Raw genomic sequence first — 14,740 nt, 5'->3', positions numbered from 1 at the left:
GACGACGCCACGGTCATAGAGTGCGCGCATGGATCAGCCAGGGGTTTGATACGGGCTTGAAATCATTCCGGCCGAGCAGCCCGGCACCCGGTACATGCTCCTCCGCTGAAGCCGGAAGGCGCGGGCCGTCACGCTTCTTCCGGCGGAAAGGCCACCACCTGGTCGAGGCTGCGGACGCCGCAGAGCACCATGACAAGCCGATCGACGCCCAAGGCGATGCCGGCACACCGAGGCGGCATCCTTTCCAGGCTCTCCAGGAACGCTTCGGGCATCGGCGGCCGGGCCGCGCGGGCCCTTTCGCGCTCTTCCACCACCTGCAGGAAGCGCTTTCGTTGTTCCACGGGGTCGGTGAGTTCGGAAAAGCCGTTGGCCAGTTCCACTCCGGCCCAGTACAGTTCGAACCGTTCGGCGATCCTCGGATCGTTTGATTTGAGCCGCGCCAGGGCGGCCTGTTCCGCGGGGTAGTCGGTGAGGAAGGCCGGCAGGGGAAAGCCCAGGTGAGGTTCCACCGTTTCCACCAGGTCCCGGTCGAAGCGTTCGGGATCGAAGGCGGCCACCGGATCCCAGCCGGCCCATTGGAGAAAGGCGGATCGCACCGTGTGGACCGGCCAATCGCCGGAAACGGCGAGGCGGGTTTCCCCGTAGAAAAAACCCGACCTTCGGCCCGTCGACTCACAGATCCACGTGATGAGAGCCCGGCAGTCCTGCTGCAGGTCCCGGTAGTCCGCGTCGCGCCGGTACCATTCGATCATCGTGAACTCCGGATGATGGCGCCGTCCGCGTTCGCCTTTTCGAAAGACCGGCCCGATCTGGAAAATCCGTTCGTAGCCGGCCGCCAGCATCCGCTTCATGTGCAGTTCGGGGCTGGTGATGAGAAACCGATCTTCGGAGGCGAAGGGTTCGATGTGCCGTTCCGGGGCCGGAGCGGCGGTCCGAAGCGGCGTTTGAACCTCGAGGAACCCCGATTCCAGAAAGAAACGCCGCATCGCGTAAACGATGCGGCAGCGCTGTTCCAGATACGGCCGCCCGGCGGCCAGCCGTTCCAATTCGCTCATGACCCGCTGCTCTTAATCCGTTCCACGTAGGCTCCCGTTCGAGTGTCCAGCTTCAAGATGTCGCCTTCTTCGATAAAAAGCGGCACCTGCACTTCGTAGCCGGTCGAAAGGGTCACGGGCTTGGTGGCTCCGGAGGCCGTGTCGCCCTTCACGCCGGGGTCGGCCTTCACCACGGGGAGTTCCACGAAATTGGGAAGCGTGATGCCGATGGGGGTGTCCTTGAAAAAGAGCATGTCCACCACCAGGTTTTCGGTGAGGAAATTCTTGGCGTCGCCCACCGCCGCTTCGTTCAGTTCAATCTGCTCGAAACTTTCCGTGTTCATGAAACAATAATGATCGCCTTCCTTGTAAAGATATTCCATCTTCCGTTCGTCCAGGTCGGCGGCCGTGTGCTTGTCGCCGGACCGGTAGGTGCGGTCGAACTGAACGCCGGTGACCATGTTGCGGAGGCGGCACCGGTAGAGGGCCTGTCCCTTGCCGGGCTTCGAAAATTCGAAATCCACGATGACATAGGGTTCCCCGTCGATTTCCAGCTTGAGGCCCTTGCGAAGATCACTCGAGGTCAATACGGCGCCCATGCCATGGTCCTTTCTTTATCGCGTCAGTGCGGATATCTTTCCGTTCGTTGGAATGCCGCCTTACCGTGTCCGATAGGACGCCGGCGGCCGGTGGATTTCTCGGTCGAGCGGCTGCACTATACCGGCAGAAAACGGAGCCGGTCAAGCCCATCGACCCGGCGGGCGGGACTCCGGAGGTCCCTTGGAAAGGAGGATTCATCCCATGCGCATCACCTTCCTGGGAGTGGGCGAAGCCTGTGACTCCGCGCACCCGAACACCAGCGTGCTCGTGGAAACGGTTCTTTCCGGACGGGAACGGTCGGTGCTTTGTGACTGCGGCTTCACCGTCCCTCACGCCTACTGGAAGCGGGTGGCGGACCCGGAAGCGCTGGACGCCGTCTGGATATCTCACTTCCACGGCGACCACTTCATGGGGCTGCCGCTTCTGCTCCTTCGCTTCTGGGAAATGAAGCGACGCCGGCCGCTGAAAATCGTCGGTCAGAGCGGCATTCGGGACATCGCGGAACAGGCCCTGGATTTCGCTTACCCCGGTTTCGGGCGAAAGCTCACCTACGCCCTGGAAACCGTAGAAATGGAGCCCGGAAGCGACGAACGGATTTCCGGGTTCGACTGGCGGGCCGCCGAAAGCGAGCACGGGCGGCGCAACCTGTCCCTGCGGTTGGAAGCCGGAGGCTGGACGGTCTTTTACAGCGGGGACGGGCGTCCTACGGCGGAAACCCTGCGGCTGGCCGAAGGATGCGACCTCATGATCCACGAGGCCTTCCATGTCCGGGAACCGGCGGAGGGCCACGGCACGGTGGCCGGAAGCCTGGATGCGGCCCGTTCCGCCCGGGCGCGCCGCCTGGCCGTGGTGCACGTGCAGCGGGACGAACGGCGGGAAAAAACGGCGGAAATCCACGGCATGTTGAAGAGCGCGGAAGGGCTTTGGGCCTTCATGCCGGAAGGCGGCGAGACCCTCATCCTTTCCTCCCGTGCCGGTTGAGGCGGTCCGCAAAGTAGGGGCGGGTTTCAAACCCGCCCCTACGATCCACCCAACATTCCACACACGAAGGTCCGCAAGGCGGCCAGGTAGGGGCGGGTTTCAAACCCGCCCCTACGATCTTGGGAACGAGGGGATTGGGGCGCCTGTAGGAGGCCCGCCCTCGGGCCGATGGGTTGGAGGCAACGCCTCTAAAAGGATCAGAATTCGATGCCCTTCTGAGCCGGGATCTTCTGATCCCTGAAGTGGTGCTTGACGGCCGTCATTTCAGTCACCGTGTCGGCGGCGGCCACCAGGGCTTCCGGAGCGTTCCGGCCCGTCACGATGACGTGGACGTGTTCCGGGCGCCGTTGCAGGCTCTGGACGACGGGTTCGGTTTCCAGGAGTCCGTAGCTCAAAGCGATGTTCAGCTCGTCGAGGATCACCAGGTCGTATCGGCCGGACAGGACGGCTTCGCGGGCCTGCCGCCAGCCTTCGCGGGCCAGGCGGCGGTCTTCGTCCAGGTTTTCCTTTTGCCAGGTGAAGCCGGATCCCAGGGTCCTCAGGGTCACGGTTTCCAGTCGTTTCACGGCGTCCAATTCCCCGTAATGCCACGATCCCTTGATGAACTGGAGGATCAGAACGTTCATGCCGTGGCCGGCGGCCCGAAGGGCGGTTCCGAGGGCAGCCGTCGTCTTTCCCTTGCCGTCTCCCGTAAACACCAGCAACAACCCTTTCGACATGCACGCCTCCGTAGCATCAGACATTAGACAACGCTGGAGCTTGCCGGGCATGCCGTTCCCAAGCTGGAGCTTGGGAACGAGGGGAAAGCGAGGCGAAGCTGGAGCTTCCCGGGCATGCCGTTCCCAAGCTGGAGCTTGGGAACGAGGGGAAAGCGAGGCGAAGCTGGAGCTTGCCGGGCATGCCGTTCCCAAGCTGGAGCTTGGGAACGAGGGGAAAGCGAGGCGAAGCTGGAGCTTCCCGGGCATGCCGTTCCCAAGCTGGAGCTTGGGAACGAGGGGAAGGTAGGGGCGGGTTTCAAACCCGCCCCTACCGTTGGCCCTGATCGCCGGCAGCCGTAGGGTGCGTGAAGGCGTAGGGTGCGTGAAGCGAAGCGAAACGCACCGAAATCGAGATACCGGCCCGTAGGGTGCGTGAAGCGAAGCGAAACGCACCGAAAATGAAGCAAGACGCACCGAAACCCAAACCCGGCCGGTCCCGCCCTGAGCCTGTAGGGTGCGTGAAGCGAAGCGAAACGCACCGAAATCGAAATGCCGGCCCGTAGGGTGCGTGAAGCGAAGCGAAACGCACCGAAAATGAAGCGAAACGCACCGAAACTCAAACCCGGCCGGTCCCGCCCTGAGCGCCGACGTCAGCTTTCCTCCTTCACGGCCATGTGTCCTTGCGGGTCCTTGTGGAGCTCGAAGGCATCGTGGAGCACCCGGACCGCCAGTTCCGTGTACTTTTCGTCGATCACGCACGAAAGCTTGATTTCCGAGGTGCTGATCATCATGATGTTGATGTTTTCCCGGGCCAGCGTTTCGAATATGCGGCCGGCCACTCCGGTATGGCTCCGCATGCCGACGCCGATGATGGAAATCTTTGCGATGTGCGGGTTGCCGTGGACGGGGCCCGCCCCCATTTCCCGGGCGATGGTTTCCGTCAGCCGGATCGCTTCTTCGTAATCGGGCTTGGGCACCGTGAAGGAGATGTTGGCCCGGCCCGGCACGCCGCCCTGCCCCTGGATGATCATGTCCACGTTGATCCCGTGGTCGGCGATGGGCTTGAAAAGCCTGTAGGCCATTCCAGGCACGTCGGGAACATCGGCGACGGTGATCCGCGCTTCGTTCTTGTTGTACGTGATGCCTGATACGACGACCCTTTCCATTTCCGGTTCCTCCCTGGTGACCAGCGTTCCCGGCGCGTCGGTGAACGACGAACCCACGAGGATGGGCACATTGTACTTCATGGCGAATTCCACCGAACGGAGATGCAGCACCTTGGCCCCCATGCTGGCCATCTCGAGCATCTCTTCGTAGCTGATTCTTTTGAGCTTGCGCGCCTTGGAATAGACGTTGGGGTCCGTAGTGAATACGCCTTCAACGTCCGTGTAGATTTCGCACACGTCCGCCTTGAGGGCCGCCGCGAGGGCGACGGCCGTCGTGTCGGAGCCGCCACGGCCCAGGGTCGTGATGTTTCCTTCGTCGTCGTAGCCCTGGAAGCCCGCCACCACGACGATCTTGCCTTCACGGAGCTTTTCCATGATCGGAAGCGTTTCGATCCAGTTGATGCGGGCGCCGCCGTGAGTGTGGTCGGTGATGATTCCCGCCTGGTATCCGGTCATGGAAATCGCCTCGTAGCCCAGGTCCTTCACGGCCATGCTGAAAAGAGCGATCGTGATCTGTTCTCCCGTGGCCAGGAGCACGTCCAGCTCCCGCGGGTCCGGGCGGGGGCTCATCTCGCGGGCCAGCTTCAGCAGGTTGTCCGTGTCGCCCGCACGGGCGGAAAGGACCACTACCAGGTCGTCGCCCTGCTTCTTCCTGTCGATGACCCGGTGAGCCACGGAACGGATCCGTTCCACGGTGGCGACCGACGTGCCGCCGTATTTTTGAACAACAAGGGCCATGGCGCTTCGACCTCCTCAAAAAACGAAACGAACGGTTCAGAGCCCTCCCGTTCTGATGGGAAGAACCTCACGGAACCCGTCAAGGGCGGTTCCTGCGTGATTTTTTGATTGCTGCGGGCCTTTCGGCGGAAATCCACCGCAAGGCCGGATTTCTAACACAAGTCCCCACCCATGGGTACGATAAATTTGGGAAGATTTCCGGTGCCGGATCGCTCCCTTACGGAGCGGGTCCCCAGGCTCCGCGGGGAGGCGGGACGTTCACGGCGCGCCGAAGCCGGCTCAGGAAGTCGGATCGGGAGATCTCGCGGGCGCCGAAGCGCTGGAGGTGGTGCGTGGTCACCTGGCAATCGATCATTTCGAAGCCCCAGTCGGTGAGCCGGTCCACCAGGTGAACGAAGGCCACCTTGGAGGCGTCGGGTACGGTGGTGAACATGGATTCGCCGAAAAAGACCCGTCCCAGAGCCACCCCGTAGAGGCCGCCCACGAGCCGCCCTTCGAACCAGCTTTCCACGGAATGGGCATAACCCAGTTCATGGAGCCGGCTGTAGGCCAGGATCATTTCGGGAACCAGCCAAGTGCCTTCGCCCTGGCGGCGGCGTACGGCGGCGCAAGCGCGGATCACGCCGCCGAAGTCGCGATCGAAGGTGACCGTGAAACGTCCCTTTCGCACCACGCGTTGGAGGCTCTTAGCGATCTTCAGTTCTTCGGGAAAGAGGACCAGCCGGGGATCGGGTGACCACCAGAGAATCGGCGTGGCCTGCGAGTACCACGGAAAGATCCCGTGGCAATAGGCCAAGAGAAGCCTGGGCGGGCTCAGGTCGCCTCCGACGGCGAGCAGGCCGTCGGGTTCGGCGTCGTGGGGCGAGGGAAAATCGAGGCTTTCGGACATCCGGTAGACGGGCATGATCGTCAACGCCGAAAAGCGCGGGAGCGCCGGCCGGGAGCGGGATCAGCGGAAATCGAAGCGGAAGTTCTCGGTCTGGATCGCCGGTGCGTCTCCTTCGCCTTCCGCCGGGCGATCGATGACCACGTGCCCGCCGGTCTTGAGGCGCCCGAAAAGGATTTCGTCCGCCAGCGGGTCCTTGATTTCCCTCTGAACCAGCCGCGCCAAGGGACGCGCTCCGAAGGCCGGATCGTAGCCGTTTTCGGCAAGCCAGCGGCGGGCCGCCGGTGTCAGCTCCAGAGTGATCTTCTGTTCGGAAAGCTGCTGCTCCAGCTCGCGAAGGAATTTATCCACCACCCGTTCCATGATGTCTCGGGTCAGACCGCTGAAGGCGATGATGCCGTCCAAGCGGTTGCGGAATTCGGGGCTGAAGAGCTTTTCCACCGCCTTGAGCCCCTTGGCCGTGCGGTCGTCCTGGGCCTGTCCCGCCCCGAACCCGATGGACGACAGGCTCATTTCCCTCGCCCCCGCGTTGGAGGTCATGAGCAGGATCACGTTTCGAAAATCGGCCTTCTTGCCGTTGTTGTCGGTAAGGGTCGCGTAGTCCATCACCTGGAGGAGAATGCTGAAAAGATCCGGGTGTGCCTTTTCGATTTCGTCCATGAGGAGCACCGAATAGGGGTACTTTCGGATGGCGTCGGTGAGCAGCCCTCCCTGGTCGAAGCCGATGTAGCCCGGCGGCGCTCCGATGAGGCGCGCCACGGTGTGCTTTTCCATGTACTCACTCATGTCGAAGCGGAGGAAGTGCACGCCCAGGGTCTGAGCCAGCTGCTTGGCCAGTTCGGTTTTGCCCACGCCGGTCGGCCCGATGAGGAGGAAGGAACCGATGGGGCGGTCGGGCACGCGCAGGCCCGCCCTGGATCGCTTGATGGCGGTAACCAGCGACTTGATGGCCGCATCCTGACCGAAAACCACGGACTTCAGCTCGTCTTCCAGAGCCTGGAGGCGCAGCTGGTCCGACGAAGAAACCGTGCGAGGCGGGATCTTCGCCATCCGAGCCACCACCGCTTCAATGTCCCGGGGGCTCACCACGTGGCGCACCCGCCGGTCCTCCTTCAACAGCAGGCTCGCCCCCGCCTCGTCGATCACGTCGATGGCCTTGTCGGGAAGGTACCGGTCGTTGATGTGTCGAGCGGAAAGTTCCGCAGCCGCCTTGAGCGCCGGGACGGTGTAGCGGACGCCGTGGTGTTCTTCGTAATAGGATTTCAATCCCTTGAGAATCTGGTAGGTTTCTTCCACCGTCGGTTCGCTGATTTCCACCTTCTGGAAACGCCGGCTCAAAGCGCGGTCCTTTTCGAAATGGTTCTTGTATTCCTCGTAGGTGGTGGACCCGATGCAGCGAAGCGCCCCGGAAGCCAGCACCGGCTTCAGGATGTTCGACGCGTCCATGGAACCGCCGCTGGTCGCGCCCGCTCCCACCACCGTGTGGATTTCGTCGATAAAGAGAACGGCTCCGGGTTTTTCCCTCATTTCGTTGATGACCGCCTTGAGGCGGGCTTCGAAGTCCCCCCGGAACTTGGTGCCAGCAAGGAGCGCCCCCATGTCCAGAGCGAATATTTCGACGCCGCGGAAACTTTCCGGAACCTGTCCCTGATGGATCTTGAGAGCCAGTCCTTCCGCGATGGCGGTCTTTCCAACCCCGGGGTCCCCCACGAAGATGGGGTTGTTCTTGGTGCGGCGCCCGAGGATCTGGAGGGTGCGCATGATCTCCGATTCCCGGCCGATGAGCGGGTCGATGAGGCCCTGGGCGGCGCGTTCGTTTAGGTTCACAGTGTACAGATCCAGGGCGGAACTCTTCTGGCCCGGCTGCGGCTGACGCGGCGCCAGCGACGCCCCCGAACGGGGCGCCTCCCGCAAGGAAGTCTCCTCGGCCTTCGACACTCGGTGCGTGATGTATTCCAGCACATCCAGCCGCGTGACTCCCTGGGACTTGAGGAAATGGACCGCGTGGGAATCGTCTTCGTAGAACATGGCGGCCAGCACGTCGCCGGCGTCCACTTGCTTCTTTTCCGCGCTCTGGACGTGCAGGATGGCGCGCTGAAGCACCCGCTGGACGGCGAGGGTCTGGATGGGGTCCTGTTCCACCTTCTCCGGGAGCACTTCCAATCTTTCGTTCAGGAACCGCTCGAGCTTGTCCTTAAGCTCTCCGATCAGCGCCCCGCAGTGGTAAAGAATTTCACGACCCGTTACGTCGTGGAGGAGCGCGTAAAGGATATGCTCCAGGGTGAAAAACTCGTGCCGCCGCAGCTTGGCTTCCCGCACCGCAGCGGAAAACACCATTTCCAACTCACGACTGATCATGGAACCCTCTGTTTCAGGCCTTCTCCATGCTGCATTTCAGGGGAAAGCCGTTTTTTCGGGCCAGGTGGTGAACCACCTCGACCTTGGTTTCCGCCACCTCCCCGGGATACACGCCGCAAAGGCCGACGCCGTTCCGGTGGACATGGAGCATGATCTGAGTGGCTTCGGAAGGCGTCTTGTAAAACACCTTCTCCAGGATCTCCACTACGAACTCCATGGTGGTATAATCGTCGTTGTGAAGGAGCACCTTGAACAGGGGCGGTTCGTCCAGGTCTTCCTGGATGCCTTCTTCGAATTCCTCGCGAAATTCGGGATCATGTTCACTCATGCCGAACACTCCCCGTACCGTGCTATTTGGTCCTTCAGGTGACGCGTGACGTTTCCTATAATGCGTGGCCGTTAATTGACAAAATAACGTTTTGAGGCGAAGAGTCAAGCCGCGGGGACGGTCCCCGCGGAGGAGCCGCGCCTCAGCCTACTGGAGATTTTACCATGCCGGGAAACACCTTTGGGAAACTTTTTCGGGTCACCACCTGGGGCGAATCCCACGGTCCCGCCGTAGGGGCCGTGATCGACGGATGCCCGCCCGGGATCAGCCTCGCCCCGGAAGACGTTCAGCACGATCTGGACCGCCGCCGCCCCGGCGGCCGTTTCGCTTCACCTCGAAAAGAACCGGACCGAGTGGAAATCCTTTCCGGCGTCTTCGAAGGCCGCACCACCGGAACCCCCATCAGCCTCATGGTGAGAAACCATGACGTCCGAAGCCGGGACTACAATGAACTCGCCAAGACCTACCGGCCGGGTCATGCCGACCGGACCTTCGAACAGAAGTACGGCTTTCGGGACTGGCGGGGGGGCGGAAGGAGTTCGGCTCGAGAGACCGTGGGGCGGGTTGCCGCGGGCGCCGTGGCCCGAAGGTTCCTGGAAGGGGAGGGCGTGAGAGTCCGAGGCTACACGCTGGCCCTGGGATCGGTGGCCTGTGACCGCGGGGCCATGGACTTGGACCGGGCGGACGAAAACCCCTTTTTCTGCCCCGACCCCAAAGCCGCCCAAGCCATGGAAGAACTGGTCGCGCAGGTTCGAAGCGAAGGGGATTCCCTGGGAGGAGTCGTGGAAGTGGTCGCCTGGGGCCTGCCGCCCGGACTCGGCGAACCCGTTTTCGACAAGCTGGACGCCCGCCTCGGCGCCGCCCTCTTTTCCATCGGCGCCGTGAAAGGCGTGGAAATCGGTTCCGGTTTTCAGGCTGCGCGAAAGAGGGGAAGCGAAAACAACGATCCGGTGACCCGGGAAGGCTACGCGTCAAACCACGCGGGAGGCGTCCTGGGAGGCCTTTCAAGCGGCATGGAACTGGTGGTCCGGGTGGCCGTGAAACCCATCCCTTCCATCTCCAAGGAACAGGCGACGGTCGACCGGGACGGAACGCCCCGAACGATCCGGATCGGCGGCCGCCACGACGTCTCCGCCGTTCCGCGGATCGTTCCGGTCTGCGAAGCCATGGTTTTGCTGACCCTGGCAGACTTCATGCTCTTTCCGTATCCCTACCGGCTGAAGCACCGATGAACGTTTGCTCATCGCGCCGAGGGCGCCGCTCCCACAATGGGGTGCCTTTCCAGCTTATTCCCAAGCTGGAGCTTGGGAACAAGAAGCAATCCCCCTCTCCCTTGATGGGAGAGGGTTGGGGTGAGGGTGAGAAAATTAACGTATGCCAATCAGTTACATTCCCCTCCCCTTAATCCCCTCCCACAAGGGGAGGGGAAATAGAATTCCACGGAAAATCCCCCTTTCCCCCCTCCCCTTAATCCCCTCCCACAAGGGGAGGGGAAATAGAATTCCACGGAATAAGGCCGGTGTTTGCCGCGCCAATTGGTCAGCGGGCGCGAGCCGGGTCAAAGACCGGCACTTTGCATTTTTCTGCGGCTTTTACGAGGGATGCGCCCAGTGTGGCGATGGGGAGGTCGAACCTCATAGCGAGGTCCAGGTAAGAGGCGTCATAGGTGGAGAGTCCTTGTTGTCGCGCGAGTGAAACAATCTCCTTGAGCATCCGCTCGGGAGTTTCTTGCTCCACCGTGACGGGCAATCCGCCCAAAAGAGCGAGAAAGCGCACGACCGCAGCCTGGGTGAGTCGCTTTCTCCTTTCAGCCGCAAGCAGAACATTGCCCACCTCAAGCGGCCAGATGGCGGGTACGAAAGCCTCCGCAGAATCGAGGCTTTCGAGGACAGCCTCAGCGTAACCGTCGCCCTCGTCCTCGAAGCACCACGCCATGACCACGGAATTGTCGACGACAAACCGTGCGGGCATCAGCGCCTTCCTTCCTCGATCATGTCGCGGATTGAAAGCCCGTCGAGGCGGCGGCCGCTTCGAAACCGCTTCAACTGATCGATGACCTCGCGCACGGGCATCCTTTTCGACGAATCGGCGGGTTGCAGGATTGCCACGGGCACGCCGTGTTTTGTAATCGTTATTTTCTCACCCTTGGCAACACACTCCAAAAGTTGGGTCAAGTGTGTTTTTGCCTCATAGGCTCCGACGGTTTTCATAAAGCCTCCTATTTCAAGTTTCAAGTTTCAAGTTTCAAGTTTCAAGTTTCAAGTTTCAAGTTTCCACCTTGTTCCCAAGCTGGAGCTTGGGAACAAGAAGCAAGTCTAAGGTCTAAGGTCTAAGGTCTAAGGTCTAAGGTCTAAAGTCTAAAGTCTGGCCTTTCTTATCACTCCCGCTTGATCTTTTCGCTGTGGAGAAAGGTGTACTCCAGGGACGCCACGCGGAAACCTTCTCGGTGGGGTACCAGGGAAAGGATCACCCGGCCGTCGGAATGGACCCCGGAGTGGTCATGAAACAGGGCCACGAGGTCGAAGCGGCCGGTGACACGAATCGTGTCCCTGGAATAGCTCCAGCGCTCCAGCCGGATGCGGTAGGCAAGCTGTTCGGTGCGAGCGAAGTTCCTTTCGTACTGGGAACGGAGGCTTCCAATGAGCTTGCCGTTTTCGCGGGCGTCCGGTGTGAAGAGATTCAGGAAGCCTTCCAGATCCATGCGGGAAAACGTACGGCAGTAGCGGTCCAGAAACGAAGAGATGTGCGCTTCCGTCGTTTCCACGGAAATAAGGGGCGGCGGCGCGGCATCGGAACGGCCGGCGGCGGCCTTCGGTGAGGCGGCAGGTTCGGCTTCCGCGGAAACCGTTCCGCCGCTTCTGGATGGGGGCTCGGGGGCCGGACTTTCGACTTCACGCTTCGGCGCTTCGACTACACGCCTCGGCGCTTCGACTACACGCCTCGGCCGCTCCGGCTTTTCCGGCTCCTTCAGTCGGCTGTGAGGTGGTCCCGCCGGGGCGGATCCAGGCGCCGTTTCCGGCTCCCGATTCGGTTCAGGCGGCGGAGCCGCATTCGGCGGTGCCGGGGGCCCGCCAAGCGCCGGCGTCCGCCCCGCCGGTTCGTTGAACGAAGCGTTGGCGATGCGGGCGGGCTTAGAGCCTTCTTCGGGCGAGGGCTTTTCGGCGGGCCGAGTGTCAGCCTCGGCCGGCCGGGTATCGGCGGGAACCCGTACGTTGAGGTCCCGCCCCAGGTCTTCGCTCGCAGTCTCCAGGGGATGGAGGAGCACGGAGAGCCCCTGCGGGGAAGGCGTTACGGCCGGCGGGGGATTCCCCTTCCGGGGTGCGGGCGCGGCCTGTTCGGCGACTCCCGGGGGAGCCGCCGTGGGAGCCGCTGCTGGAGCCGCCGCGGGTTCGGTTGCGGGCTTTCGGGAGGTGCTCTTTCCGGCATAGTAGCGCCGGGTCAGGAACCCTTGAAAGTCGCCCATGAGGGTCACCGCGAGAAGCAGGGCCACGAGCGCCGCCACCGGGTAGCCGAAGTGCCGGGACCAGCGCCTGGAACGGCGGTTCGGGGCTTCCGCGGATCCGCCCCGGCCGGGGTCCTTCGGCACCGGGACTCGACTTTGCCGGTCATAGTGCCGCCGCAGGTCGGGGTCGCCCAAGACCTGATAGGCCTGATGGATCTTCATAAAGGATTCGGCGGCTTCCGGCCGGCCCGGATTGACGTCCGGGTGCCACTGCCGGCTCAGCCTGCGGAACGCCCGTTTGACCTCCTCCTGGGACGCATCCGATTTCAGCCCCAGGATCCCGTAGAGGTCATCGGGTTGCGGGGCCAGGTTGAGGACGTGGACCAGGACCCTCACCCGCTCTTCGAAATAGGACGGGGGCACCCCATGCCGCCGGCACAGGGAAGCCAGGTGAATGCCGGCGTCCATCCGTCGCCGGCCCATGAGGGCGTAAGCCGCCTCCAGCTGGTCCAGCAGGCGCCGGTCGGCCGCCACGTGTATCACCAGCTCATCGACGCCTTCGTGCTCGGCGATCGCCTTCAGGAGGTCGTCCAGCGAGGGCAGTTCGTTTTGCGTTGCATGAGGTGTCATGTCGGTTCGAGGCTCACGCTGTCGAGCCAGTAGTCTCCCAGGATCTTGCTGTCGAATTTAAGGCTTTCTCTCCGGCGAAGCCGCACGGCCACCGCCTCGCACCCTTCCGGCACCTGGAATTCGAGGCTTTCCACGGTCCACGGCTGTGTGCCCAGAACGGGATCGCTCGACCGGTACAGTCCCTTGCAGGCGTAACCGAAGACTTCCACACTCACGCCCTGGTCGGTTGTGAGGCCCCGGGACTTGCGGGCAAACCGCAAGCGGTAGGCGGCGCCGGGATCGACCGGGAGGATCTGGGTCACGTGGTGGAAGTGGACGTTCGCTGTTCCGAGAAAACGCACATGGATGCTGAAACGACCGTCGAAGGATTCCGTCGGGGTGCGTTCGACCGCCACGTCGGGGTGCTTCGCGAGCCTCCAGCCGAAGGCAAGGTTCAACGGTTCTTCTTCGAAGCTCCCGTTGTGCACCCGGGGACGGCGAATTCCGGTCTCCCGGTTCCAAACGGCTTTGGCGTCCGGAATCTGCTGGTTGTGGAGCAGCGCGTGGCAGAGGCGGAACGTGAGCGCCCTTTCCGGAGGCCGCCCGCTCCGATCCATGCGATCCCACAACTCACGGGCCGCGTCCAGTTCTCTGCCGGCGATCAGTTCCTGCAACAGGACCGGTTCGTTGGCAGGCCGCACATGATGGGCCACGGCGGCCCAGCTCCCCCAGTACTGGCGAGCCAAAAAACAGGCATCGCGGACCTTCCGCGGCATGCGCTCAAGGATGAAGTTGAAGGCGGACTCCAAGGTTTGATCTTCCTTCAGATCAAAGGCCACCAAACATTCCTGCCACTTCCAGGTGCTCACCTCGGCAAGCGAACTTGACAGAACCTGGAGCATCTTCGAGGCGGCCTCCCGGTGTCCCAGGGCGATTTCGGCCTTGGCCAGCGAAAACCAGGCCTCAATATACACGTTGTGGCGGGCGACGGCCTGCCTGTAGGCATCGGCCGCCCCTTCCGGGTCCAGCCGGTCGTAGAAGTACCGGTGACCTTCCCACAGCCACGTCTGAGGGAAAAGGCGCGCAGACGCGTGGTTCAGAGCGAAGTCAATGTTTCTCGTACCGACCTGGTAGCGCAACAGCCCGTACCCGCCCAGCACCACGCCAAGGCCGGCCAAAAGCACACTCCACGCGATCCGCTTCCTCAATGGTGGCTTCATTCGTTAGACATTAGACATTAGACTTTAGATTTTAGACATTAGACATTAGACATCAGTGCTCTGGCTGCGGACTCCTTCACACTTTCGTTTCAAAAGTTCTGCACCCAAGCCCTTTTTTTGAGTCTTTCTCATTTCAAGTGGGTAGACTCCCCTCCCTTGCTGGGAGTCCCACAAATTCCTTTCCCCTCCCTTGATGGGAGGGTCACAAATTCCTTTCCCCTCCCTTGATGGGAGGGTCACAAACCACTTTCCCCTCCCTTGATGGGAGGGGATTAAGGGGAGGGTGACATAAACAGTTCTCCCTTATTACTTCCAATACCCCTACGATATTTGTTAGAACTTCATTGTTCCAGAACCTTAAAACCTTATACCCCTGCTCCTTAAACCAGTTGTCTCTTTCCCTGTCTCTGTCTTTGTTTAGCGAATGCTGTCCGCCATCAACCTCTATGACTATGCGTTTCTCGTGACAAACAAAATCCGCAATATATTTACCAATTGGCGCTTGTCTTCTAAATTTGAGCCCTTCAAGCTGTTTTGCTCTTAAATGTGTCCATAAAAGACGTTCTGCGTCTGTCAATCTCTTTCTAAGGGTTTTGGCCGTCGGAGTTATGTTTTTGCTCAACCCTAAATCACCCCCACCCTAGCCCTCCCCCATCAAGGGGGAGGGGAAAGCGATCCGG

The 14,740-nt window shown here is 61.7% G+C and carries 14 protein-coding genes; 2 read left to right on the top strand and 12 right to left on the bottom strand.

The window, feature by feature from the left end:
- Positions 1-128: 128 nt before the first annotated feature.
- Together epmA and efp are read right to left on the bottom strand one after the other, a co-directional pair.
- The gene (epmA, locus tag FDQ92_RS00860; protein ID WP_137422843.1) at positions 129-1,055 is read right to left on the bottom strand and encodes an EF-P lysine aminoacylase EpmA; all 927 of its coding nucleotides are present in this window, start codon (positions 1,053-1,055) and stop codon (positions 129-131) included.
- Positions 1,052-1,633, bottom strand: coding sequence for an elongation factor P (gene efp, locus FDQ92_RS00855; RefSeq protein WP_137422842.1), 582 nt, complete (start codon positions 1,631-1,633; stop codon positions 1,052-1,054). Before efp ends, epmA begins: the two co-directional genes overlap by 4 nt.
- 202 nt (positions 1,634-1,835) lie before the next feature.
- On the opposite strand from efp, the gene FDQ92_RS00850 reads away from it, so the two are divergent.
- Positions 1,836-2,615, top strand: a complete 780-nt coding sequence (locus FDQ92_RS00850) for an MBL fold metallo-hydrolase (protein WP_137422841.1) — start codon at positions 1,836-1,838, stop codon at positions 2,613-2,615.
- A 197-nt stretch (positions 2,616-2,812) separates the two neighbouring features.
- Here FDQ92_RS00850 and cobO read toward each other — a convergent pair whose 3' ends face one another.
- The 5 genes from cobO to clpS form a co-directional block, all read right to left on the bottom strand.
- Positions 2,813-3,334, bottom strand: a complete 522-nt coding sequence (cobO, locus tag FDQ92_RS00845; protein ID WP_211341320.1) for a cob(I)yrinic acid a,c-diamide adenosyltransferase — start codon at positions 3,332-3,334, stop codon at positions 2,813-2,815.
- A gap of 629 nt (positions 3,335-3,963) precedes the next feature.
- Positions 3,964-5,217 (bottom strand): aspartate kinase, encoded by a 1,254-nt coding sequence (locus FDQ92_RS00840; RefSeq protein WP_137422839.1) that lies wholly within the window; start codon positions 5,215-5,217, stop codon positions 3,964-3,966.
- Positions 5,218-5,434: 217 nt separating this feature from the next.
- Complete coding sequence (aat, locus tag FDQ92_RS00835; protein ID WP_137422838.1) at positions 5,435-6,121, bottom strand: leucyl/phenylalanyl-tRNA--protein transferase; 687 nt, start codon at positions 6,119-6,121, stop codon at positions 5,435-5,437.
- Between the two features lie 45 nt (positions 6,122-6,166).
- The gene (gene clpA, locus FDQ92_RS00830) at positions 6,167-8,461 is read right to left on the bottom strand and encodes an ATP-dependent Clp protease ATP-binding subunit ClpA (protein ID WP_137422837.1); all 2,295 of its coding nucleotides are present in this window, start codon (positions 8,459-8,461) and stop codon (positions 6,167-6,169) included.
- Positions 8,462-8,474: 13 nt separating this feature from the next.
- Entirely contained in the window at positions 8,475-8,789 is a 315-nt protein-coding gene (gene clpS / locus FDQ92_RS00825) for an ATP-dependent Clp protease adapter ClpS (RefSeq protein ID WP_137422836.1), read from the bottom strand.
- A 164-nt stretch (positions 8,790-8,953) separates the two neighbouring features.
- Between clpS and aroC the strand changes: the two genes are divergently transcribed.
- Positions 8,954-10,021, top strand: a complete 1,068-nt coding sequence (gene aroC / locus FDQ92_RS00820; protein WP_137422835.1) for a chorismate synthase — start codon at positions 8,954-8,956, stop codon at positions 10,019-10,021.
- Positions 10,022-10,328: 307 nt separating this feature from the next.
- Here aroC and FDQ92_RS00815 read toward each other — a convergent pair whose 3' ends face one another.
- The 5 genes from FDQ92_RS00815 to FDQ92_RS00795 all read right to left on the bottom strand — a co-directional run bounded on the left by FDQ92_RS00815 (position 10,329) and on the right by FDQ92_RS00795 (position 14,682).
- A complete protein-coding gene (locus tag FDQ92_RS00815) occupies positions 10,329-10,760 on the bottom strand; it encodes a type II toxin-antitoxin system VapC family toxin (RefSeq protein ID WP_137422834.1) in 432 nt (143 codons plus the stop codon).
- Positions 10,760-10,999: a type II toxin-antitoxin system Phd/YefM family antitoxin gene (locus FDQ92_RS00810; protein ID WP_137422833.1), complete on the bottom strand. Its 240-nt coding sequence runs from the start codon at positions 10,997-10,999 to the stop codon at positions 10,760-10,762. Before FDQ92_RS00810 ends, FDQ92_RS00815 begins: the two co-directional genes overlap by 1 nt.
- A gap of 167 nt (positions 11,000-11,166) precedes the next feature.
- Entirely contained in the window at positions 11,167-12,861 is a 1,695-nt protein-coding gene (locus tag FDQ92_RS00805; RefSeq protein ID WP_211341319.1) for a DnaJ domain-containing protein, read from the bottom strand.
- Complete coding sequence (locus FDQ92_RS00800) at positions 12,858-14,060, bottom strand: tetratricopeptide repeat protein (protein ID WP_137422832.1); 1,203 nt, start codon at positions 14,058-14,060, stop codon at positions 12,858-12,860. The genes FDQ92_RS00805 and FDQ92_RS00800 overlap by 4 nt, the downstream gene beginning before the upstream one ends.
- A gap of 202 nt (positions 14,061-14,262) precedes the next feature.
- Positions 14,263-14,682, bottom strand: a complete 420-nt coding sequence (locus FDQ92_RS00795) for an endonuclease domain-containing protein (RefSeq protein ID WP_137422831.1) — start codon at positions 14,680-14,682, stop codon at positions 14,263-14,265.
- Positions 14,683-14,740: the final 58 nt, after the last annotated feature.

Source organism: Desulfoglaeba alkanexedens ALDC (assembly GCF_005377625.1).
Classification (GTDB): Bacteria; Desulfobacterota; Syntrophobacteria; order Syntrophobacterales; family DSM-9756; genus Desulfoglaeba; species Desulfoglaeba alkanexedens.
The sequence above is the reverse complement of the archived record's forward strand: the minus strand, read 5'-3'. Positions and strand labels throughout refer to the sequence as shown.

Excerpts from the sequence above, each read along its gene's own strand:
- epmA (WP_137422843.1), bottom strand. The coding sequence starts at position 1,055 with ATGAGCGAATTGGAACGGCTGGCCGCCGGGCGGCCGTATCTGGAACAG.
- efp (WP_137422842.1), bottom strand. The coding sequence starts at position 1,633 with ATGGGCGCCGTATTGACCTCGAGTGATCTTCGCAAGGGCCTCAAGCTG.
- FDQ92_RS00850 (WP_137422841.1), top strand. The coding sequence starts at position 1,836 with ATGCGCATCACCTTCCTGGGAGTGGGCGAAGCCTGTGACTCCGCGCAC.
- cobO (WP_211341320.1), bottom strand. The coding sequence starts at position 3,334 with ATGTCGAAAGGGTTGTTGCTGGTGTTTACGGGAGACGGCAAGGGAAAG.
- FDQ92_RS00840 (WP_137422839.1), bottom strand. The coding sequence starts at position 5,217 with ATGGCCCTTGTTGTTCAAAAATACGGCGGCACGTCGGTCGCCACCGTG.
- aat (WP_137422838.1), bottom strand. The coding sequence starts at position 6,121 with ATGCCCGTCTACCGGATGTCCGAAAGCCTCGATTTTCCCTCGCCCCAC.
- clpA (WP_137422837.1), bottom strand. The coding sequence starts at position 8,461 with ATGATCAGTCGTGAGTTGGAAATGGTGTTTTCCGCTGCGGTGCGGGAA.
- clpS (WP_137422836.1), bottom strand. The coding sequence starts at position 8,789 with ATGAGTGAACATGATCCCGAATTTCGCGAGGAATTCGAAGAAGGCATC.
- aroC (WP_137422835.1), top strand. The coding sequence starts at position 8,954 with ATGCCGGGAAACACCTTTGGGAAACTTTTTCGGGTCACCACCTGGGGC.
- FDQ92_RS00815 (WP_137422834.1), bottom strand. The coding sequence starts at position 10,760 with ATGCCCGCACGGTTTGTCGTCGACAATTCCGTGGTCATGGCGTGGTGC.
- FDQ92_RS00810 (WP_137422833.1), bottom strand. The coding sequence starts at position 10,999 with ATGAAAACCGTCGGAGCCTATGAGGCAAAAACACACTTGACCCAACTT.
- FDQ92_RS00805 (WP_211341319.1), bottom strand. The coding sequence starts at position 12,861 with ATGACACCTCATGCAACGCAAAACGAACTGCCCTCGCTGGACGACCTC.
- FDQ92_RS00800 (WP_137422832.1), bottom strand. The coding sequence starts at position 14,060 with ATGAAGCCACCATTGAGGAAGCGGATCGCGTGGAGTGTGCTTTTGGCC.